This is a genomic window from Vibrio splendidus, from assembly GCF_001557875.1.
GTDB classification, from domain to species: Bacteria; Pseudomonadota; Gammaproteobacteria; order Enterobacterales; family Vibrionaceae; genus Vibrio; species Vibrio splendidus_F.
The window spans coordinates 1,692,167-1,715,280 of sequence record NZ_LNRF01000001.1; the positions used below are offsets into that span (position 1 = coordinate 1,692,167).

Below are 23,114 nucleotides of genomic sequence, written 5' to 3' on the forward strand. Positions count from 1 at the left end.
AGACCAGTTAATCGCTACATTAATCAAAAGGCAATGATTAAGGAGCGATTATGTTATCTAACACGAAAAGAACCACGATTAAAAAAGGGGCTCACAAAGCCGTATTTGAACAAGAGAAATTGCACCAAATTATTGATGAGAGCTTAATCGCACACATTGCATTGCAAGGCGAACAAGGCCCAATGGTTATCCCGATGCTCGCGTGGCGAGTGGATAACATGGTCTACATTCATGGGGCCAAAAACAGTCGCCTACTAAAAGGGCTAAAAAAGGGAGACCCAACCTGTTTAACGTTCACTTTATTCGATGGTTGGGTGTTGGCTCGTTCGGCATTTCATCACAGTGCGCATTATCGTTCTGCTGTTGTATTGGGTTCATTTTCAGTCATCGATGACAATCAAGAAAAGGATCGCTTGTTGAATATCTTTATTGAGCAAATCGCACCGGGAAGAACCGATGAAGTCAGGCTCAGTAATGAAAAAGAGCTCACCGCAACCGAGCTATTGGCGATCCCTTTAACCGAAGCATCCGTGAAAATTGGTAAACATGGAGTGAATGATGATAAGGCTGATATGGATATCCCTGTCTGGGCTGGCGTATTACCTTATCGAACGGTCGTAGGGCCATTGGAGACAGTTCCAGAGCAAGAAGGCATCATTGAAACACCAGATTACCAACAAGCCTATGGTGAACGCTGGTATCAGAATTAACACACGAAGATGGTTAACTTAATAAAACTGTATACAATCTGACTTACAAAAATTTAACATGAAAAATTAATGTGGTCAGACGATGAGAACGAATAAGGATATTCTTCCACTTCAAGGCTTGCTCAATGGTATTGGGCAAGTCTATTTCACGCAGTCAGCCACAACATCACTCCTACTTCTTCTCTCAATTTCAATTGAGTCACTTTGGCTTTCATTCATGACTTTGATTGGAGCAGCAAGTAGCCACTTACTGGCGTGCTATAGCCACAAGCCTAGTCAAGATATTGAAAACGGATTGTATGCCTTGAATGGTGCATTAGTTGCTCTATTTATTGGCAATATCTTTGGTGTAACACCTGTACTCACCTTACTGGCTATTGTTGGGGCTCTGCTTACGGTACCCATTGCGCATATTGTGTTTCAATTCAAAACCTATCGTGGATACACGAGCGCTTTCATACTGGTTTCTTGGCTAATTTACTCACTTTACACAACGCTCAATTGGTCATCATTTAACGCTGAACCTTCTGTGCCTTTCCCGCTTATCAACGTGAATATCGGCGACTGGATTAATTTAGATGAGTGGCTTCACATACCGAGTATTCTCGATCCGCTACTCAAAGGAATCAGCCAAGTCAGCTTTATCGAAAATGCGTTGTCAGGGATAGTTATCTTAGTCGCTATCGCACTAAACAATCTAAAGCATGCTCTGTGGGTCGTTGCTTCGGTTGTTATCAGCACTAATTTTAGCAATGCGATCGGCGTTTCTGACGCATTAGTTGAACAAGGCCTCTATGGTTATAATGCCGTGCTAGTGACCCTAGCATTACTTCTCTATAAAGGAGTTACTTGGCCATTGATTGTTTTAGGCATTGTTGCAAGCAGCCTGATTACACTTGGCTTTCATGAACTATCACTACTGCCTCTCACCGGCCCTTTCATTTTGAGTACTTGGGGAGTTGTCTATCTGTCTAGATTGATGAAACGCAGTCGCGTTAACAGTTAACGGTTTAATCCATCCGATTTAGCATACAAGAGAAAGGCTACCAGCACTTTGAACAAGACTAATCGGGAAGATTCACTCTCTCGTAGTTTTTCATGCTCAGGGCTTTCCTTATATCTTTGCCATATCATCTCAAGACCTTCGACCGTTTCTACCCTGGGAACCAGCACTCTAGATTGAAAATGCTCCAGTAAAACCAGATAAATCGAACTCTCGAACAAAGGTATATCTTTCTTATAGATAGCTTGAGCTAAACAAAGCCATTTGCTTTTAGGCCTTGTTTTAAAGTGACGATACAACAGTGCTGTACTCAAGATCACAGCAACAACGATAACAGCGGACCCGCCCAATAGCACCTTGTACTGCTCCACAAAAGAAGCGAAGGTGTGCGACACTTGCCAACTTCGCTCAGGCAAGACAAGAATTCTTTGCTGTTGAAACTCTGAATCCCACCAAAAGATGCTAACCGCAGGAAGCGTAACCCGGCCAGCGTTGTTCACTATATAAGTCACCCTTTCTAACCTTTGAGCCTGACGCACACCCCTTTGCTCATCATCTCGATACTGAGTTAACTCAGGATATACCAAAAATTGACTCGTTAAGGTATCTGGGAGTGTCGTGATTTCCGGCAAAAGTGCGCTGATGGTGTCGTGTGCAGATAACGTAATTTCACGAGTAATCGCGTCGCCCACACTGAGCTGCTTTTCTAAACCCTCTGAGCTTTCATTTTGAGAGACAAGCCTCCACTTTTCTTTTAGGTTAGCTTCAGTACCTGTTAACCATTTCTGATTAGACATCATATTGGCAGAAAGCTTATGCGCATTGAAAGACAAAGCCTTCGTCATCACCACCCCAACAACATTATTACTGCCCTGCTTTACGCCAATCTCAAGCGCGACAGGAGGGATTTGATACTCTCCACTCTGTAATGGGTAAAGCACAATTTCCCAGAGTTGCTTGGAATAGACTTTCCCATCAATACGCTCTGTGGAGTTCACAGCAAAAGAACTCGTAGGCAACACGACCGCATTATCAACCTCGACACGGTGCACCTTGGTGCCTTTGGTGAACCAGGTGTCTGTCATCACTTCAATATTGAGAGTGATCTGCTCATGCACGGCAATATCCGAACTGGCATGACTCAGCCAGGCATTCAATTTTACACTGCCTTGATCATAGAGCGAGGTTAGCTTTTGACTGTGAACATGAGACTGACTGAAAGCAAAATGACTCATTAAGCTAATAACCAAACACAAAAGCTGGAATAACCTACTTAACTTCATCTTTCCACTCCGTTTGGTTAGCCACCCCTTGCTGATACTGCAATGCAAACTTGGTTGAGATAAAGCTTGATAGGTCACTCTGAACTCGCTTCATCCATTTTTCGTTGGCGCCTGGATCACTCAAGATTTGTTCAGCGGATAAGACTTCTTGAATCACTTGATCTTGTTCTACTTGCTGCTTTACGCCATCCGAGCGTTTCGGCTTATCTCCATTTTCTCGGCTCACCTGACGTTCATTGCTTTTCGATTGTTCTTTCGTAAAGCTATCAATATAAGCAATCACATCTTCAACAATCTTTAAGTTATGAAGTGCTTCTTGGTTATCAGGGTACTGCTCCAAGATCTCTCGATACAATGACCTTGCCGCAACAAACTCTTTTTGATTCACCAATGAAGCCGCCGCACCTAATTGACCCTGTAAGGTATCACTGCGCATGTAGAATTGTTGCGCTACTTCGTATTCGCCAGCTTGGTAATAGGCCGTTGCTTTCCAATACTCATTGGAAAACACTTGCGCCGCTTGTTGGTATTCTTGATCTTGATAATACAGAGCGCCCTGCTGATCTTTAGTCAGCCAAATATCGACCAACGAAAACTCTGCTGCGTATAAATTAGAGCTGTAAGTCGCGCTATAAAACAGAGAAACCACAACGCACCACTGAACTAGCCAACCTTTTCTAAACCATAATAAATACGGCACCAGCACCACCCAAACCAAAGGGTAACTCGCATCAAACCAAGGCTCAGCTTGGTCTGCTGAAAGCTCAGCAAAAGACGTTATTTTCCCACTAAGGTTTTGTATATCTTGGTTATCTTGAGTAAAAACAACAAAATCACCATGCACCGAATTAGCGAGTTTCGACAAACTCTCAATTTCCATAGGTAAAGGGGATGGAACGTCTTGATTGCCCACACCATAAATCAGCAGTTGGTAGCCTTTTTCCTTGAAATAACCTTGATACTCACGGTGAGCCAATTGGTTAACGGCATCGGTCACCAGCAATACCGTTGCATTGTCCGTTTCAGGTACCAGTTTGTTGATGATAGGAAGGGTATATTCCGCAAACTTACCCTCTCTTGGCATTACTCCCGGTTGAATAGCCTCTAATAAAGGCTTAAACACCGCAACGTCTTGCGTTAAAGGCATTGCTAAATGAGCAGTACCCGAGTAGACGACTAACGCTGTTTTCCCTTTGCCTTGCAGATCGATGAGCTCCGCTATTTTCTGTTTCGCTCTAAACAGACGACTTGGCGCAACATCCTTTTGCAACATTGACTCAGAGACATCAAGCACAATCACTAAAGGCGTTGTGTCTTCTGCAAAAGGCGAAGACTGACGATACCAACTTGGCCCAGAAGCAATCACTATCACGGCCAAACAAATTACGCTGAGTAGAATGATCGGAAGGTGCTTCACTCGAGACGACTCACCAACACGCAAAGCATCCGACAAGTGCTTGGGCAAATGGGTTACCCACGAATCCTGCTTTTGACTTCGGCGCCAGTTCATGGTCAGCACCCCAGCAAGTGGCACGATTAATAGCAGCCATTCGGGGCGAATAAAATGAAAGTTTCCCATCATAAAGCCCTCGCTTTAAGAGTCTCTGGCTTGATACGAAATCGCAAAATGGATCGAACTACCATAAACAGTAGATGATAGATGAAGGCGATAAGTAAAGGCACATAATGAAGACTTTGTTTCGGCTGATAACGATAACTTTCAAACACACTAGGTTCGAGTTCATTGATGGTGTCGTATACGTTATCTAGCTCAGTTGGTGACATCGCTAGAAAGCTCTGCCCCCCCGTTAACTTGGCAACAGCATCAATGACTTCCATATCAATCGCTTGCTCACCTGAAGTGTTAGGGCTCCCCATTGCCACAAGATGAATTTTAATATTGTGTGCAGCAGCAACTTTCGCGGCATCAATCGGTGGCACTAAACTGTCTGTATCATTGCCATCAGTAAGCACTATAATCAAGTGCTCTCGGCTAGGATATTCGCGAGTAAGGTGTTCGTGCTCATGCTTTTCAGGAGCAAGGTTTTCAGAAGAAAGCTGATCAGGTTGAGCGCTATGTAAGTCGGATGACTGCTCCTGCTTGTCTTTGTGATTCTCGGAAAGAAATGTCTTAATACCGAGTCCAATTGCATCACCCAAATGGGTACTTTGCCCAGCCATTGCAGGCTCGGTTTCATTCAGCAGCGCTAACCATGCCGCGTGATCAGCCGTAAATGGCGATTGTAAAAAAGCAGAATCACCAAATACGATGAGACCCAATCGATCGCCACTTCGCTTTTGACTGAACGTGTCCAACACCTCTTTTGAAGCCGCCAAACGAGTCACTTGATTACCAGCACGATTCGAGAAATCGTCCGTCGCCATAGAGCCCGACAGATCCAGAACAATCATTACATCACGGCCAGCTAGCTCTCTAGTCTCTTCAGGTCCTAACCAAACAGGTTTCGCAGCTGCCAGTACGACTAAAAACCAACCTAAAATCAGTGAAGAACGCTGCCAAATACCCGCCTTGATCTGGTTTGAGCCTTTCTCAGTATTCAGACCTAAACTTGATGCAAATGCATCAAAGAAAGGCACTTTCAAGGCAATTTGTGGAGTTTGATGACTCGGCACAAAACAGTAAATAAGAATCGGCAGAGGCAATAAGGCAAGAGCCCAAAGGTATTCAAACTCGATCATCAGCTCCCCTCACATGGCCTTTTACCCACGCAATAGCACTTAAACGAATCTGACTTAATTCACTTTCGGTCCAGTTATAATCTGATGTGTGCTTGTAGATATCTTGCTGCCATTGCAACAAGAGTTTTCGGTCAAAAATGGGGGTCGGAGAAGAAACAGTGAGGAACTCACTCCACTCATTGCCGCTGAGCATCGCAACCTTACTTCCAGGAAACGAGCAACAAGCCACCTGTTTCAACACGCTGTTTATCCTACGCAACTCTTGTTGTAAGCGCTGACTATCAATGGCGCCTTGCTCACTTCTGCTGATCGCTTTTATTGCCACACGACGATATTTGTTCGCTTTATAGGTATGCAAAAGATGGAACGACTTCCAGCCCACCCACACCATAATTAGAATAAAAATGACTTTCCAACCAATTGTTGTTGGCAACCAACTGACATCAATATCAGAAGCGGGATCGATAAAACCTTTGAGTAAAACTCGATTATCGGACACGGTAGCCCCCACTCATTTTTTGAATAAAGTCAGTGATGTGGTTTCCAGACGTGTCTAATCTAACCACATCAACCCCACCAGCACTCAATAACTGATGGATATCTTGGTAGATCTGCTGAGTGACTTGGTTGTATCGATGAAGTTTCTCGTTCAATGAAGTATCAGCCAATAACTGCCACTCACCATCACTGATACGAATCGGTTGAGAAAATTGAAGCTCAAGTTCCATGGGGTCATTCACTGCAATCCCCATCAAATCATTGTGTTGCTTTAGCCATTTGATTCGTTGGATATCTTGTTCTGTCGCGTCATTGAAGTCGCTAATCATCACGATCAAACAACCCTTTAATTTCTGCTGCGTTAACTTAGTCAAAGCGTCTGATAACCCAGAACCTGCAACCTCTTTAGTTTTCTGTTCTTTACGAGACAAACCTTGATTCGCAACCGCCAGAGACTGAAGAATTCGTGCAACATGTGCAGAATGACGTTGTGGTTTGTGCCAGTACAGCTGCTCATTTGAAAAGATTAACGCTCCAATGCGATCACTGTCTTTTAATACTTTCCAAGCACAGCAAGCTGCAACTTGAGCTGCTGCCACAGATTTCATGGTATCAACCGATGAAAAGAACATGCTACTGCGTTGATCGACGAGCAACACCACGGGCAGATCTTTTTCTTCACTTTGAACCCTGACATGAGGTTCAAGCATTCTCTGTGTGACATTCCAGTCAATACTACGAATATCATCGCCCATTTGATAGTGACGAAACTCTTCAAAATTAAGCCCTCGACCACGGTAGCGAGATAAATGGTTACCCGCTTGTCGAGAACGGCTTTTAGCTATAGGTGGCAACGAGAAACCTGTCGACTTCAATTTTGTCGCCATCAGAGATTCAAACGAGCTAACAACCCTTACGTCATCAGATACATTCATAACAACGTTCCCTAAGAGAGAGGCACATTGAGCAATAGCTCATCAACAATCTGTTCTGCGGTCACCGAGTCCGACAATGCATCAAAACTTGGAGTAATACGGTGACCCAATACCGAGCCCACGACCGTTCTCACGTCATCTGGAGTCACATAATCACGCCCCGCTAACCAAGCATGAGCACGGCTGCATTTGTCTAGTGCGATCGATGCGCGAGGACTTACGCCAACATCAATCCACTTGTCTAAATTTGAATCCGGGTACAAGTGTGGGAAGCGCGTTGCCATCACAAGATCCACAATATATTGCTTAATGGGCTGCGAGGTATGGATACGCTTTACCGCCTCCTTACCAGCTGCAATGTGCTCAACACCGCCTTCAAATGCCGCAGCTAGCAATTCATTTTGTTCTTGTTGTAGCGTTCCTGAATCCATACTCTTATTCACTTCCTCATCCATTGCTGCGAGTTCTTCCTGACGCACCAAATCAATAATCAACATTTCCGAGTCTCGCTCTGGATAGCCAACATTCACTTTCATCATGAAGCGATCCATCTGCGCCTCTGGTAGCGGGTATGTGCCCTCTTGTTCAACGGGATTTTGCGTTGCTATCACTAAAAAGGGTTCTGGCAGTGGCATGGTTTCACCCGCAACCGTCACTGTACCTTCAGCCATCGCTTCTAAAAGAGCGGCCTGAACTTTGGCTGGTGCTCTGTTAATTTCATCAGCCAGCACCATAGAACTGAAAATAGGCCCAGGTTGGAACGTCAGCTTCGACTGCTCTTGATGATAAATCTGAGTACCAGTTACATCAGAAGGAAGCAGATCGGGAGTGAATTGCACACGGCTAAAAGCCATATTCAATTGTTCCGCCAATATTTTTGCAGCACGAGTTTTTGCCGTGCCAGGAAGCCCTTCCAATAAAATATGCCCACCCGACAGCAACGCAATCATCATTGATTGTGTGACATGAGCTTGACCGATAATGGATTGGTTCGTCTGTTCAATTAACTGACAAATGGCTGCACGAGTATCTGTAGACATAACGTTACCTTGTAAGGCTACCTAAATAAGCTGTAGTACCTGAATAGGTATATCAGCGTTGATTTAATTTGGCTGGTAGAGTTTTTTTAGTTTTGATACAACATCTTGAGGTGCGACAGATTCAAGTTCAGCAAGGCACTGGTTCGCATCTTGTCCTGCAACTAATAAGGTGTCGCACAAAGCGTATAGATAGGCTGGTTGCTCATGATCTTGATAGATAGCCCGATAGACAGTAATCGCAGCCTCAGCATCATGTTCTCGCGCTAAAGTCGCGTAAGTGTATCCATAAGAACCGTTCATCGATTCAAGTTCATATGCATTTCTCAGGCGACGTAGCGCCTTCACTCTTTCTCCTATTCGCAAGTAAGACAGGCCAAGGCTATAATGCAATGCCGCCGATTCAGGAAACTCTATCAACGTTTGCTTTAAAATAGACTGAGCGTGTTCATCGTCATCAATGCCTTTTAAATACTCTGCGTAAGCAATGGCAACCCTAGGCTCTTGATGATTTTCATATCGATCTAAGTAGATCAGCTCGGCCTGTTGAAATTTGCTTTGTAAGGTGTAGACCCAAGCTCGCTCTAAATCACCATCAAGATCGTTGGAGAGTAAGGTTAGGTGCCTATCGATTGCCGGAGCCAAGCGGTCGAGATACTCACCGGATAACTTCGGCCAAAGAACAATCAAAGTTCGGACAGCCTGAGCTTCAACATCGCGGTCAACATCATCTAGCATTGGGGAGACAACATCCCACTTTGCTTTACCCTGCCACTGTTCTGCGGCTTGTATTGCTGCCAAACGCATTTGTGGATGTTCAGAACGCGACGCTCTAGCGACCGCAATGATCGAGTTTGGGCCATAATACATCCCCAAATTCACGGTCGCTGCAGCACGTTGGTCTATGGGTAGAGCTTCATTTTGAGAGTACTCAGCTAGAAGCTGTTCACGTTGTTCCGCAACAGTTACACCTTTGCTAACACTTACATTACCTAAAGGTTGAACACTATTCGCCAGAGTGACACAAGAATAAAAGCTAAGTAGCATTCCAACAATAATGCGCAGTGCTGCAGAGCAATTAACTAACCGATGTTTCATATTGGATGGCGCTCGATATACAGTTGTTGAGATAACTCTTCAGCCCGCACCATTTGCGCATGTATAAAGTAAATCTCTTCTGTTTTTGCAAAGCTATGGAGTACTAGCCACTCATTCAAAGCATCGAGTGTTTGTGCATGATCGACCTTTTCTTGCTTTCCGCTTAAATAACCCAATGTTTTTAAAGCTAAAACCAACTCATCATAGTTAATCGGAGGCATCATCAAAGTGATAAATTGCGGCTCATTAGTCATTAAAAGTACGTCGTAATTCGCTTTAGCTATCTCGTAGTTTGTGCGCTTTAGTTCGTACTTTTCACCACATTGAGGGTTACTAGGGCGCTTCTGACAAAGATTAAAGAGCGAAGCAAATTCGGTATATCGTTCGCTTTTAGTTTGGAAAGCCATATCAATCACCACTTTTACCGATGCTTGATTAAATAGAGTGTCTGTCGGTGATACCGCTTTGGTTTGAGCGATAACCGTTTGGCTAATTAGTGCAACAACAAGCAACACAACAGTTTTTAGTTTCATCAGATAACGCCTCTATTTAAAATTGATCTTCATTGCATCGCTATTGATGCCTTTGTTCACTGGGTAGCCCATAGTCGCAACAACCATTGAGATATAAGGATCAATATGTGAGAAGAACTGTTTCCAGCCTGCACACAAATAGTTCAGCCCTGTTTCACCATCGAGGGTTTTGATAAAGCGATTTTTCGGGCACTCACCAAAACAAGCAAACTGATAAGTACACTCTCGGCACTGTTTAGGTAACGTTGACTCTTTTGCTCGACCAAATTCTTCTTGGCCTTTTGAAAATTGCAGGTCTTCAAGCTTGGCATTATTGATGTTGCCGAGCTTGTATTCTGGGTAAACATAGTGGTCACACGCGAATACATCGCCGTTGTGCTCAATAGCTAATCCTTTACCACACATAGGTGCAAGTGTACAAAGTGGGTTAACTCGCCCCATCCAAGTTTCAACGCAAGATTCAAAATACGGCACATTTACTTTGCCGATGTCGTTCTCTAACCATTCGTCGAAAATGGTGCATAAGAACTCCCCCCATTGATGGGCAGAAACGCACCAAGACTCTACAATTGAGTTCGGGTGGCTAGGCTCAGTTTCGGGCATGCCTTGAAAAAGAACCTCTTCTTCAGACCATTTCTGTGGTGCTGTATCTCGGAATGATTTCGGTTCGACGATAGGGATGAATTGCATCTGTGGCGAACGAATCTCATCGCGTAGAAAGCGGTAGACTTCGAGTGGGTTTGAACCAGTGAGGTTGTTTACACAAGTCAGCGTTGCAAAATTGACGTTGTGTTTATGAAGAACGGCAACACCTTTCATAGTTTGCTTAAACGTGCCTCGCCCCGAGCGGTTGGTTCGGTAAGCGTTGTGGATCATTTCAGGTCCATCAATGCTCAAGCCGACCATGAAATTGTTTTTACTTAAAAACTTGCCCCAATCATCATTAAGTAACGTCCCGTTAGTCTGCAGGTTGTTCTCAATTTTCACGCCTTTCGGGCAGTATTTCTTTTGCAGGCGAACTACGTCACGAAAAAAGTTCACGCCTAATAGCGTCGGTTCTCCGCCTTGCCAATGGAAAACTATCTCAGGAAAATTTTGCTGCTCAATATAGGTTTTGATGTAGGTGTCGAGCATCTCTTCGCTCATTTGAGTCGCGCAGCCACGCTCATGGCCTAGCAACTCTTCTTTACTTAGGTAGTAACAGTAAGTGCAATCAATATTACATGCTGATCCAATAGGCTTGGTCATAATATTCATACGTTTCGCGGGTGCTGCTTTTGGCAACATAATGGTGTTGTGTTGAGCTGATTGGGTCATTGTTATTCCTCTTCTCGTTCACTCACATTCACTGTGCGATTACTTCCCTAAGATGGAAACCGATAACGGTTATCTAATGCCATTATTCAACAGCACTTGTCAGCCGTAATCAGTAGTATTACGGATTCTATTCATTGATCATGGGAACCAAAGAGCGGCTGCAAACAAAAGAGCTCTTGAAATCAAAAAAGCGAAAACAAAAAGAGCGATCACAAGGATCGCTCTTTTAAGTCGTTCGTCAGCTTTTTAGCGGAGGCTTATTTAACTCGCCTCTGAGCCAAACAAGATGAGTTTATTACTCAATATGATTAGCTTGTTGCTTAGTACTATTGGTATTGAGCTCGCTGCCAGATTTGCATCTTATCTGCGATCTTGTCGATAGAGAACGAACCTGGAACTTGGCGCGGTGGGAATTCTTGGAATGTTTTCAAGAATTGGAATGTGTAAGCCGCACCTAAGTACATGTACGGTAGATGCTCTACACGCCATTGTTGGTAGCCTACACCATCTTTATGTGCATTTTCATAAGGGTCTTGACGCAAATTAAAAATGTAAGGGAAACGCAGCTCTTCAAACTGACACTGCCAAGTTTCAACACCATGACACTCGTTCACAGTGAACATCACTTTCCAGTCGCCCATACGAACGGCTGAAATATGACCATCATCGGCTGCATAAACGAAACCTTTACGAGGCCACTCAACAGAATTATCTGCTGTTGTGTTATTGCCTTTCTTAAGTGCCGGCATTAAGTCAAAGCCATCTAGATGAACTTTGTACTCTTTACCGTTAAGTTTTTTGCCTTTCTTCAGGTCAGCGACAATGTTTTTCTCGCCAGCAGCACCTAGAAATGTTGGAGCCCAATCATTGTGCGCCGCAATCTCATTTGCAACAGAACCTGCTGGAATCTTATTCGGCCAGCGCATCATTGCTGGTACACGGAAACCGCCTTCCCACGTTGAGTTCTTCTCACCGTAGTAACGAGATGTCGCGCCGTCTGGCCAAGACCATTTCTCTGCGCCGTTATCAGTGGTGTACGAAACGATGGTGTTATCAGCGATCTTCAGTTCGTCCAGCTTATCAAGTAGTTGACCGACCATGTTGTCGTGCTCAACCAGACCATCACCGTATAAACCACCACGCTTTGACAGGCCTTTGGATTCTTCTTTCAGGTGAGTCCAAACATGCATACGTGTTGAGTTGAACCAAACGAAAAATGGCTTTTTCTCTTTATGAGCACGATCGATAAAGTCTAATGCGCCTTCTAGGAACTCTTCATCAACCGTTTCCATACGTTTAATCGTTAGGGCACCCGTATCTTCAATGCGACCATCGGCATATGAATGGATAACACCACGCGGGCCAAATCTTTTCTTAAAGCCTGGCGCTTGCGGGTAATCTGGATGCTCTGGTTCTTCTTCAGCGTTCAGATGGTAAAGGCTACCCATGAACTCATCAAAACCGTTAGCCGTTGGTAGATGCTCGTCGCGGTCACCAAGGTGGTTCTTACCGAACTGACCTGTCATGTAACCTTTAGCCTTGAGCATGGTTGCGATTGTAGGATCTTCTTGACGCATACCTTCAGCAGCACCTGGCATGCCTACTTTTGTCAAACCAGTACGCATTGGGTGTTGACCTGTGATGAATGCACTACGACCCGCTGTACAAGAGTTCTCACCGTAAAAATCGGTAAACAGCACGCCTTCGTTCGCGATACGGTCAATATTCGGTGTCCAGTGACCCGCTTGGCCTCGTGTGTATGCCGAAATATTATCGATACCAATATCGTCACCCCAGATCGCTAGGATGTTAGGGCGGCTCGTATCCGTGGTCGCGTAACTTGCCATTGCAGTCGATGCAAGTGCAGCACCCATCGCAAGCTGTAGGAAGGTTTTCTTTTTGAACATAGCTCAAGACCTTTTGTAATTTTAAAAGTAATTTCTTTCCGTGAGCTATTATTTAAGAAACTAGAAATTGGGTAATCAGTAGTATTACTGATTTAAATAATAGTGAGGTATCTAACCTAAGCGATATCCACTAGACATATGGGCAAATATTTGACTTATAACCCCATAAAAAGCTAGTTTACACATAGGATTAGTAGCTATTAAGTTAATAAGGTTGATTGTGTACAATGAAAAATACCGTTGAGATGTCTTTTGAAGATCTAGTGACAGAGCAGTCCAACGCATTAATTGGAGCGGCACCTAAAGACTTTGATGCGACTTGGCACAGCATCGCACACACAGTACTGGATTGGTTCGAAATAGATAGAGTAACACTGTTTCCCAATTCCATGATTATGCTTAACGACGGAAAAACGGTCACCATCGCTCGTGACGGAGTACCTAAACTCAACCCTCAAAGTTTTATCAGTGGCAACTACCTCGACTATCTAAAACAGCTAAGGACCAAAAGAAATTGGCTCACATTTAACGAACAAGAAATGAGTGACCACAAGATATCAGTTATAAGAACACTGTATAAAGAAGGGGGACGTTGGCATGGCATCATCCCTCTCAAATTATTTGGTCAAGACTGGGGTGCTTTGTCATTTTCCAGATTTAACAACAACTTAGATCCACTATCAGATCGAGACATGAAACGACTCAAGCTCATTTGTGACATTTGGCTTTGCTATTGGCAGCACTCAACAATGTCTAGAAACTTAAAACAAGATCAGCCTACGAATGCGAATGAAAGTGAAAAGCTTCTATTACTGTCGCCAAAACAGTGCTCAGTTCTGACTCTACTTGCACAAGGTTTTACGGCAAAACAATGTGCAGAAAAGTTGTTTTTAAGCCCTCGAACCATCGAGTCACACAAATACCGCATGATCGACATACTGGAACTTGAAAATAATACTGAGCTTATCCAATTTGCACTACGCAACGGCCTTGGAATTGATCAATAGTCCCATCACACACATGAGTTCCACGCCTACTTTCTGAAAATAATGCATACCACTGCAATAGTGGTATGCATTATTGCCGTAATACTACTGCTTACAAAGCCGGTGACAGGATTTAATTTAGGACATCAGCAAACTGAACCCTTCAATATATATCTATAGCTATTGGCTCTATTTTATAAAGGCCATCAAGTATCCACATGTATATTTCCGTTCAGGTCTGGTTATTGATTATTTATCTGGAGTTTGTCTATGTTCGTCAAAAATATATTAGTCACTGGTGCTTCGTCTGGCATTGGTAAAGATCTGGTGATTAAACTTCTCAATGAAGGTCATACTGTTTACTGCGGAGCAAGACGCGTTGATAATATGCTCGATCTAAAAATATTAGGCGCCACGGTTCTAAAAGTTGATGTTAGAGATGAAGAGCAGATCAATGCAGCCATTGCAAAGATGATTGAAGAAGTCGGTCATATTGATATTGTTTACTCTAATGCTGGCTACCCAATTGCAGGACCTGTTGAAGAAACTCCGATAGAAAAAGTACACGCCCTCTTCGATACTAACGTTTACGGCGCTGCGCGTGTTGCAAGAGCTGTATTACCTCACATGCGAGAAAGAAACCAAGGCCGCATCATTTTTACTACCTCTATTGCTGCGCGTGTCTCCACCAGCATGAACTCTTGGTACTCCGCGACAAAACATGCATTAAACGGCATGGCAAAAGGGCTATCTCAAGAAGTCGCCGACTTTAATATTCAAATCTCAACGATTGAACCGGGTTGTGTGCAAACAGAGCTTGATGCAATCCAACTACGGGATATGAAAGAAACCAATCAGCTTTCGGCTTATAAAGTGATCGTCGACAAATCTCATCAATTCTTACACGACGCGTATAGAAAAGGTGCAACGCCAGAATCAACTGTGAACCACATGCTAAAAGCAGGGTTTGATTCAAAACCCAAGCTTAGTTACCAAACCACACTAGACGCAAAGCTAATGACTTTCGTACAGCGAGTAATCGGTGAAAAAGCGCTAGGCTCTATATTTCTAAAACTGATCAAGCGCACGTCAATTTAGACTCGATAATACTTGATCACTTAGCTTGAACACTTAAATTGGTAGCTGTATGGGAACATGAAGCTACCTTCAGCTAATATTCGGATGTCCGCATTCATCCTCGAACCTACTCCCCAAGGTTATCTACCGTTCCATTTCTCTTACCTGTCTTTTTCTTTTCCTTTTTCTAGAAAGTTGGCTCTTAGCAAAACCAACACGCACTTATACCGTAATTCTACGGTTTAGCTTCACGTTCACGCCCCATACACTGCACGGTGGTTTGAAGCAGTGCAACGTTCACAACTGCATATTGCTCTCATGACCATTAGTAAACGCAATCAAATTCAATCATTTTATTTAGAACACTTTCGGAGATGTTGTGGCGAGTAACCTTTCACAATCAAGAGACACATGGGGATCAAAGCTAGGCTTTGTAATGGCAGCGGCAGGTTCTGCTGTGGGCCTTGGGAATATTTGGAAATTCCCATATACCGCAGGTGAGAGCGGTGGCGGCGCCTTCGTTCTTATCTACTTAGCCTTTGTCATTTTCATTGGCTTTAGTGTCATGCTAACGGAATTTGCTATCGGTCGACATACACAAAAATCAGCAGTGGGTGCATTTAAAGCGACTGACCGACGCTGGACATTTACCGGCGTAATAAGCGTGGTAAGTGGGCTGCTAATTATGGGGTTTTACCCGGTTGTCGGTGGCTGGTCTATCGCTTACATCTATAAAATTGCCACAGGCTTACTCAACACTCCCCAACTAATAGGGGAAAGCTTTACTGACTTCATTTCTACACCAGTAGAGCCTTTAATGTGGATGAGTGTCTATCTCTTTTTGAATGTACTTATCGTCATGAAAGGTATTTCTGGCGGCATTGAAAAAGCAGGTAAGATCCTAATGCCAATGTTGTTCATGATCTTGGTGATCGTATCGATAAAAGGATTGTCATTACCGGGTTCAAGCGCTGGCCTTAAGTTCCTATTTAGCCCTGACTTTTCTAAAGTAGACAGCAACGTTGTGCTTGCAGCACTCGGACAAGCCTTCTTCTCTTTAAGCCTAGCAACAGGTTGTATGATCACATACGGTAGCTACCTAAAGAAAAAAGAGAACCTAGTACAAACGACGGCGATGGTCGTTGCTATGGACAGTGGCGTTGCTCTACTGGCTGGTATCGCAATGTTCCCTGCAATGTTTGCATTTGGCATGGAGCCTGCTGCTGGCCCTGGCTTAGTTTTTGTTGTTGTACCTCAGCTGTTTGCAGAAATGGGTGGCGTGATCGGCTTACTATTCGCACTACTTTTCTTTGTAGGCCTTAGTGTTGCAGCGCTCACTTCTTCTGTATCTCTTTTAGAGGTTGCGGTTTCGTACTTAATCGATGAAAAACAGATGACACGCTTTAAAGCGGTACTGGTATCCAGCATTACGATGATCAGTATGTGTGTACTCTCTTCACTGTCGCTGGGAGGTATTGGCCCTAAGTTATTCGATACCGGCGTGTTCGATATCTTCGATCTATTGACTGACAAGATATTCTTAGCCGTTTGCGGCATGTTCATTTGTATCTTTGCAGGCTGGAGATTAAACAAAAAAGACCTAGAAAATGAGATCACCAACAATGGTGAAATTTCATTCCCTCTGTTTAACCTTTGGTACGGCTTAGTTAAATACGTCATTCCTTTTGCAATCGCAATCGTTGCTTTTATGGGCGTGAAAGCTGGTTTTGACAGCGGCAAAGGCGAAGTCATGTTAATGGGTATCGCATTTATCGCGCTCACCGCGGTAATTTCTAAACGCTTCTAGAATCTGCGTCGACTTAAAGCGATGAATAACGAAAGCCTGTCATCAAACGACAGGCTTTATTTTTGGCTTTCTACTCACTCACCTACCCTTTAAATTCGCTCTAGATCATATTTTTCTCGACTAAAAATCATGACCCGTATTTTTACTGATTCACTCTGTTTAGTAGCTCCGTACCATTTCTCCACTCGTTCACCACTCTTGAGTGAACCCGCTCTAGCTTAATTTTTTCATTACCCCTTTTAGGAAGCTTTATGAGTTTAATTAGCATGCCTTTCGTCGACACTGCATTCGACACTGGCTTACACGTAGTAGCAGGACTGGTACTGGTTGGTACTGTTTTAGGCGCGTTATATGCGTTTTGGAAGTTCCATGAACTACCTATCCATCACGCAGATAAAAAGAAACATGGTCAAATGGGGTTAGTCACCATTCTCACCTGGATAGGCTTTATCTGGCACTGGGTTTGGGTGCTGGCCGTTATTATTGCTTTTGTCGACACGGAAAAGAGCATACGCCGCATTCGTCATATTTGGCATGACACCGCACCAACTCAAACTACAAAGGCAGGAGAATAACGATGTTAGAAGGTTTAGCTGTTTGGGCTTTGTTTATTTATCTACTTCGCCTTGTTGGGGTGCCTTGGACAAAACCATTTAAAATGTTTGCTTATGGTGGTGGCTCTATCTGGCTTGTATTCGTATGGGTTGGCCTTATTACGTGGGCTCCGATGGATCTATCCGGCGGTTCCGTTGTGCAATCACCACACATTCAATTACGACCAGGTTCAACACGAGTAACGGGCAATATTGAAGCCCTTCACATCTCACCGAACAGTGAAATTAAAAAGGGCCAATTGATTTACGAGCTCGACGATGACTCATACGTTATCGCCGTTAACAAAGCAGAAGCGCAACTAGCGATTGCTGAAATGGCTCATAAAGCAGCTTTACAAGATATCGATATCGCAAAGACAAACTACCGAGCTTCGCTTGAAGATATTGAGATAATCAAGAACCAGATATCTGCAGCAAAACAAGACCTGACGCTAAAACAACGCACGCTAAAGCGCTATGTCGACCAGAATGCAAAAGTTAAAAAAACGATTACAGAAAGCGTCCTTGATCAACAACGAACAGCCGTTGAAGTTGCAAAGAACCAGCTCACGATCATTGAGTCGCAATATCAGAAGTCAGAAATTACGGCAAATAAAAACCTAAACCTAATTGAGAAGTCACAGATTTCCGAGATCAGTAAACAGGCCGATCTTCAAAACAAGAAAGCAGCTCTCGCTCAATCAGAATGGGATTTGGCACAAACAAAGATCTACGCACCAAGCAATGGTTATGTCACCAACTTTATGGCTCGTGAAGGTCAATTTGTTGGTGCTATGCCTCGACTAAAAATGTACAGCGATGAGAAGTTTGTCTTGATGAGAATTAACCATCAAGCATTTAGAAACATCAAAGTTGGCCAAGAAGCCGAGTTTGCTACCGCCATTTACCCGGGTAAAGTATTCAATGCTCACGTAGAAGGAATTGTTGAAGCGACTGGTGAGTCTCAAGGTTCTTTGCTTGCTCGTGAAACCAACGTGCGCGCAACAACAGGTAAGAACGTGATGAACAAGCACCACTTTGTTCGTCTGCGTATTACCGAACCTGAAGGCTACGACATTCCAGTCGGTGCCGTTGGACTAGCTTGGGTTAACGCTGAGAAACCAATTCCATTCTTGAATTTCTTGAATGTCATTCGCGGCATCATCATCCGAATGAAAGCTCAAATTTACTTCATATATAGCATGTAAGGCCATGAATACATTTCATAAAATTTGTGATTTTGTAGATATTACACATCGAAAAAAGAGTCAATTGATTCTACTTTCAGTATTCATTTACCTCATTTCACATTGCACTAAGTAGTGTACTAACAGCTATATAACCATATTGGAAACTCAGCAACATCAAGGATGATGTGCCTCCCCTATAGGCTGCTGAGTTTCCATCCTTCTGAAATCCGACTACGCGAGCTGAGCTTTAGGCTAATACTCGTGTCTAATTCATATTCTTTCGCGAAGTTTGAACATCTGAAATTTATGCAATACGGAAAAAATACTGAATATCTCCAACTACTCCTTCCTTACACTATCTGCAGTTTATTAATCCAAGCTTTTAAGGCTAACCTGCAGGAAAACACCATGAGAAAAACGGCTCTCGCGTTACTTATCTTTTCAAACTTAGCCAATGCTAGTGGCACGCTCATGCAAGAAGCGACTTATGCAAACGCTGGTACAGCTGGTGCCGGTGACGGCGTTTACACTGAAACCGCTACTGCGGGCTATACGAACCCGGCAACTATGTCTTATATGGGCCAAAGCAAGACTACCGTTAATGCCATGGTACTTGACTTAAATATGGACTATACCGACACCTACGATAGCAGCCCTCTAAATGCCACAGACAAAGCTCAAGGCGATGGAAGTGCACACACCGTTATGCCATCAATCGGAGTTTTTCACGTAACTCAACTCAATGACCACGTCCACCTGGGCCTCATGTTCGGCTCTATTGGCGGTACAGCCGTAAAATATGGAAGCAAGTGGGAAGGTGCTATTGGTTTAGACGAAGCCTTGGTAACTGCTATACAGTTTAATCCTGCGCTAAGCTTTAGAGTTACCGAGAAAGTGTCTGTGGGCATTGGTGCTCAGCTTAACTACGGTATCCTAGAGGCAAAAACTTCTACGCTAGAAACCGATCTAGACGGAGACTTTGCGTGGGGCTTTAATGCAGGTGCAATGTATCAAGAAGACAACTGGGCAGTAGGTTTAAGTTACCGCTCAAAACTAGAACACGAATTTGATGTGGATGTTACTTCAGATGTAGATAGATTAGACACTTTAAGTACTGATCTAATATTTCCAACTATCGTCGACCTAAGTGGTAGCTACAGCCTCAATCCACAATTAGCGCTTTTAAGCTCAGTACAATGGCACAAATGGAGTGATTACCCAGAAACACCACTTTATGCCAACGGCAGTGATAGCGCGCCAGTAGCTGTAGACCGCGACTGGGACGACGTTTGGAAATTCGCCATCGGTACTGACTACCAACTAAACGCCAAATGGGCTCTAAAAGCAGGTTTTTCTTACGAGACGTCGCCACAAGATGACCCAACCAAGCAATGGGTTGACTTACCTGTTGGTGAACAATACCGCTACTCTGTGGGCGCTAGCACGCACTGGAATGATGTTCGTATCGACATGTTCTATGAATTTACTGACCTAGGCACTGTTAACGTTGAAAGAACCAACGTTGATGTAACGGGTTCATTCGACGGCCATATTCACTTTATTGGCGCTAACATCACTTTATAAAGTTGGCCGCAGTAACTTCAAACGCTGAACTCTCAAGTTCAGCGTTTTGTTGTCGATATTAGAAGCGGTAATCAATACCAACCGAGGCGGTCACTTCTTCTGAAGTTTCATCAATGCCGCGCTCATTTTGAACAGAAATCACATCGTATTTAAATTCAAACATGATGTTGAAATCTTTGTCTTTTACTTTGGTTTTGATGCCTTGCAGCCACATTAGGTTAGCAACCTGCATTTCAGCGCCACCGTATGACGAACCAAGATTAATATTAAATACCGAAAAGTGAGTATCGTTCCAAGGGTGTAATGCGTACATGTTAACAGAACCCAAATGCGCTTCTTCGTTGCCCTGCAGAGGAGCGCCTAATCCGTTCAATGTTGAGTACGCATCACCACCATCGACATAGGTATAGTTCAACGAAGGGAAAAACAAGGTGCCATCTTCACTACCTAACGGCAGCATATAGCCTGTTGTGTACATGTTCGCTGCGTCTTTTAGTTGGTAAACATCTACATAAACACCACCAAAAGAATCAAAGTGAGCGGCTCTCAATCGAGCATTCTCTGACTGAGTGTAATATTCAGCAAAGCCTACGGTCTGAGATATATCGCTAGTGAGCCCCGAAGCGCCACCACCAGCAAGGAGTTTAAGCTCTCCTTCATCATCTGAAAATACCGCCGCTCTCATGCTGCTGTTTCGAGGGTCAGCATCATGATACTCATGACTGTTTTTATCAGAATTTTTCTCTGCAAATACTGAAGTTGAAGCTAAAACTAATGCTGTGCTTATTAAAGAAAGAGAAGCTATCTTAATATTTTCCATTGTATACACCAAAACTGACACTTAAGAAGATGGTGCCACTATATGTAGATGACTATTTCCACGCCACTTATACAAAAAATAAGCATCGCTTATTCTATCTATTTATGAAATAAATCATCGAAACAGAGCTAGGAATATTATGTACAAAAAATATAATGAGCAGGTGAACCTAAATTATCTACGCGTTTTTGATGCCATTTACATTCATAGAAGCACCAAATTAGCTGCATTGGCATTGGGTATTAGCCAATCTGCGGTTAGCCAAACATTAGCGAAATTACGTGACTATAGTGGCGACAAGTTATTTTACTCAGCCAATGGCAAATTACAGTCAACCCATAGAGCAGATGCTATAGGGCTAGGCCTAAATGAGCAACTCGACGCGCTAGACAATCGGATTTTTTCCGATCTTTTTGAAGACCCAAATGAATTCAATGGTGAGCTCACGATCGCAGTATCAAGCGTATTCCTTGAAGCGATGGCTACAGAGTTAACGAGCTCCGTTGTGTTTAACTCATTTCCAAAAGCAAAACTGAATGTCACTACCTGGACAGATCGAACACTCACTGACATACAAAATGGTGATGTCCATATTGGGTTGAATTTCGGGCCAATTGACACACCAAAGTCGATCCGAACGATAGCCCTAACATCAAGTGAACCCATTGTTATAATGAGGAAAAACCACCCATGGTCTGATGGTGATTTTAAATTGGAAGATTTCAATAAATACCCGACTGGTGGAATTCTTGTTCCGGGACTCACCGACTTTAACTCAATACTTGAACGCCAATCTCCTGAGTTTTTTGATTTCAAATACCGTTCAGCTAGCATGTCTGTTTTAACATGCCTCGCTGAGCACTCAGACATTCTCGCGATTACCGAAACGCTCTCAGCTTCTATGTGCCCGAACACAATTGATTGCGTCCAACCCATTTGGTTAGCCGATCTGGCTCCTGCTCAAATGAGCCATGCTATTTACTATCTAGAACGAAACCACAACCACCCTTTGTACCGATTCTGTATCAACATCGTACGAAACTCTCTGCAAGAGAAATTAGATATATTAAAAACACGGACTAAGAGTAATATATAGTCACTCGGTATATTTACTGATTACACACAGTCAATAAAATGGTAGTAGACTCATAATATTGTTCATTAAAATTATGTAACTCATAGAAAAATAAACTCATTACCTTTAAAACTCTCTTAAGTGCAGTATTTTTGCTGCACAGTATTTATTTAATCGCCATTAAAATAAGACTTACAGATATAAATTATTATAGCGAGCATAATCTTACGCTCTACAGTAAGGCTTATATCATTGGCATAAATAAAATTAGACACCCACCATTAGTGAGTAACAATTCTATGAAACGTGTAATCGTCACCCTATCTATCGCGGCTTTGCTTTCGGGCTGCCAGGCAACTCAACGACAAAATGCCACCACCGGTGAAACCGAAACCAACTCAGCAACTAAAGGTGCTTTAGCCGGCATGTTAGCGGGTGCGGCAATCGGTGCAGCGACAGGAAATAGCTCTGACGCACTACGAGGCGCTGCTATTGGTGGAGTTGTTGGTGGAGGCGTAGGCTACTACATGGACAAACAGGAGCAGGCACTACGTCAACAACTGGTAAGTTCTGGTGTACAGGTTAAACGTATCAACGACAAAGAGCTTCAGCTGGTGATGGAAAATGGCATTGGCTTTGACTCGGGATCATATCATTTGTCATCCGGCATTTACCCAACCTTAAACAGTGTCGCGCTTGTTCTTAGTGAATACCCAGATACACGCTTAGAAATCAAAGGACATACCGATAGTTCAGGCAACGACTCAGGTAACCAAACACTCTCAGAACAGCGCGCACAATCTGTTGGTCACTACCTTATCGGTCAGCAAGTTGCATCTGGTCGTGTCGTAACACAAGGTTACGGTGAGCGTTACCCTGTTTGCGGGAACGACACGAAAGCAGGCCGAGCCTGTAATCGCCGTGTTGAAATCAATATTTTGGCCTTGAATTAATCAATCAC

Annotated in this window: 21 protein-coding genes; 10 read left to right on the forward strand and 11 right to left on the reverse strand. The window is 43.5% G+C overall.

Annotation, left to right across the window (positions count from 1 at the left end):
* Positions 1 to 50 precede the first annotated feature (50 nt).
* The gene (locus tag ATB74_RS07160; RefSeq protein WP_061017551.1) at positions 51 to 710 is read left to right on the forward strand and encodes a pyridoxamine 5'-phosphate oxidase family protein; all 660 of its coding nucleotides are present in this window, start codon (positions 51 to 53) and stop codon (positions 708 to 710) included.
* A gap of 82 nt (positions 711 to 792) precedes the next feature.
* On the forward strand, positions 793 to 1,716 hold the full coding sequence (locus ATB74_RS07165; protein ID WP_061017553.1) for an urea transporter: 924 nt from the start codon (positions 793 to 795) through the stop codon (positions 1,714 to 1,716).
* Here ATB74_RS07165 and ATB74_RS07170 read toward each other — a convergent pair.
* The 10 genes from ATB74_RS07170 to ATB74_RS07215 all read right to left on the reverse strand — a co-directional run bounded on the left by ATB74_RS07170 (position 1,713) and on the right by ATB74_RS07215 (position 13,021).
* On the reverse strand, positions 1,713 to 2,948 hold the full coding sequence (locus tag ATB74_RS07170; protein ID WP_244270907.1) for a BatD family protein: 1,236 nt from the start codon (positions 2,946 to 2,948) through the stop codon (positions 1,713 to 1,715). The two genes, ATB74_RS07165 and ATB74_RS07170, sit on opposite strands and share 4 nt — an antisense overlap.
* Before the next feature lie 34 nt (positions 2,949 to 2,982).
* Entirely contained in the window at positions 2,983 to 4,578 is a 1,596-nt protein-coding gene (locus ATB74_RS07175; RefSeq protein WP_244270908.1) for a vWA domain-containing protein, read from the reverse strand.
* Positions 4,575 to 5,696 carry a VWA domain-containing protein gene (locus ATB74_RS07180; RefSeq protein WP_061017557.1) on the reverse strand — a complete coding sequence of 374 codons (1,122 nt, stop codon included), beginning with the start codon at positions 5,694 to 5,696 and terminating at the stop codon, positions 4,575 to 4,577. The genes ATB74_RS07175 and ATB74_RS07180 overlap by 4 nt, the downstream gene beginning before the upstream one ends.
* Positions 5,683 to 6,195 (reverse strand): DUF4381 domain-containing protein, encoded by a 513-nt coding sequence (locus tag ATB74_RS07185; RefSeq protein ID WP_061017559.1) that lies wholly within the window; start codon positions 6,193 to 6,195, stop codon positions 5,683 to 5,685. Before ATB74_RS07185 ends, ATB74_RS07180 begins: the two co-directional genes overlap by 14 nt.
* On the reverse strand, positions 6,185 to 7,129 hold the full coding sequence (locus ATB74_RS07190; protein ID WP_061017560.1) for a DUF58 domain-containing protein: 945 nt from the start codon (positions 7,127 to 7,129) through the stop codon (positions 6,185 to 6,187). Before ATB74_RS07190 ends, ATB74_RS07185 begins: the two co-directional genes overlap by 11 nt.
* 11 nt (positions 7,130 to 7,140) lie before the next feature.
* Positions 7,141 to 8,169: an AAA family ATPase gene (locus ATB74_RS07195; RefSeq protein ID WP_061017562.1), complete on the reverse strand. Its 1,029-nt coding sequence runs from the start codon at positions 8,167 to 8,169 to the stop codon at positions 7,141 to 7,143.
* A gap of 63 nt (positions 8,170 to 8,232) precedes the next feature.
* Positions 8,233 to 9,264, reverse strand: a complete 1,032-nt coding sequence (locus ATB74_RS07200) for a hypothetical protein (RefSeq protein WP_061017564.1) — start codon at positions 9,262 to 9,264, stop codon at positions 8,233 to 8,235.
* Positions 9,261 to 9,797, reverse strand: a complete 537-nt coding sequence (locus ATB74_RS07205) for a hypothetical protein (protein ID WP_060981636.1) — start codon at positions 9,795 to 9,797, stop codon at positions 9,261 to 9,263. The genes ATB74_RS07200 and ATB74_RS07205 overlap by 4 nt, the downstream gene beginning before the upstream one ends.
* A 12-nt stretch (positions 9,798 to 9,809) precedes the next feature.
* A complete protein-coding gene (locus tag ATB74_RS07210) occupies positions 9,810 to 11,120 on the reverse strand; it encodes an anaerobic sulfatase maturase (RefSeq protein WP_432215316.1) in 1,311 nt (436 codons plus the stop codon).
* 320 nt (positions 11,121 to 11,440) lie between these two features.
* Entirely contained in the window at positions 11,441 to 13,021 is a 1,581-nt protein-coding gene (locus tag ATB74_RS07215; RefSeq protein ID WP_061017566.1) for an arylsulfatase, read from the reverse strand.
* A gap of 227 nt (positions 13,022 to 13,248) precedes the next feature.
* On the opposite strand from ATB74_RS07215, the gene ATB74_RS07220 reads away from it, so the two are divergent.
* The 6 genes from ATB74_RS07220 (at position 13,249) to ATB74_RS07245 (ending at position 20,258) form a co-directional block, all read left to right on the forward strand.
* Entirely contained in the window at positions 13,249 to 14,028 is a 780-nt protein-coding gene (locus tag ATB74_RS07220; protein ID WP_061017569.1) for a response regulator transcription factor, read from the forward strand.
* 249 nt (positions 14,029 to 14,277) lie between these two features.
* Positions 14,278 to 15,105 carry an SDR family oxidoreductase gene (locus tag ATB74_RS07225; RefSeq protein WP_061017571.1) on the forward strand — a complete coding sequence of 276 codons (828 nt, stop codon included), beginning with the start codon at positions 14,278 to 14,280 and terminating at the stop codon, positions 15,103 to 15,105.
* 358 nt (positions 15,106 to 15,463) lie between these two features.
* Entirely contained in the window at positions 15,464 to 16,891 is a 1,428-nt protein-coding gene (locus ATB74_RS07230) for a sodium-dependent transporter (RefSeq protein ID WP_081090076.1), read from the forward strand.
* A 251-nt stretch (positions 16,892 to 17,142) separates the two neighbouring features.
* Entirely contained in the window at positions 17,143 to 17,466 is a 324-nt protein-coding gene (locus ATB74_RS07235) for an MFS transporter (RefSeq protein ID WP_061017572.1), read from the forward strand.
* 2 nt (positions 17,467 to 17,468) lie between these two features.
* Complete coding sequence (locus ATB74_RS07240) at positions 17,469 to 18,692, forward strand: HlyD family secretion protein (protein ID WP_061017574.1); 1,224 nt, start codon at positions 17,469 to 17,471, stop codon at positions 18,690 to 18,692.
* A gap of 390 nt (positions 18,693 to 19,082) precedes the next feature.
* Entirely contained in the window at positions 19,083 to 20,258 is a 1,176-nt protein-coding gene (locus ATB74_RS07245; protein WP_061017576.1) for an OmpP1/FadL family transporter, read from the forward strand.
* A 58-nt stretch (positions 20,259 to 20,316) separates the two neighbouring features.
* On the opposite strand, the gene ATB74_RS07250 is transcribed toward ATB74_RS07245, so the two are convergent.
* On the reverse strand, positions 20,317 to 21,078 hold the full coding sequence (locus ATB74_RS07250; RefSeq protein WP_061017578.1) for a hypothetical protein: 762 nt from the start codon (positions 21,076 to 21,078) through the stop codon (positions 20,317 to 20,319).
* Between the two features lie 139 nt (positions 21,079 to 21,217).
* On the opposite strand from ATB74_RS07250, the gene ATB74_RS07255 reads away from it, so the two are divergent.
* Both ATB74_RS07255 and ATB74_RS07260 read left to right on the forward strand, forming a co-directional pair.
* The gene (locus tag ATB74_RS07255) at positions 21,218 to 22,174 is read left to right on the forward strand and encodes a LysR family transcriptional regulator (RefSeq protein ID WP_061017580.1); all 957 of its coding nucleotides are present in this window, start codon (positions 21,218 to 21,220) and stop codon (positions 22,172 to 22,174) included.
* A 278-nt stretch (positions 22,175 to 22,452) separates the two neighbouring features.
* Positions 22,453 to 23,106, forward strand: a complete 654-nt coding sequence (locus ATB74_RS07260) for an OmpA family protein (RefSeq protein ID WP_061017582.1) — start codon at positions 22,453 to 22,455, stop codon at positions 23,104 to 23,106.
* The last annotated feature ends 8 nt before the right edge of the window (positions 23,107 to 23,114 follow it).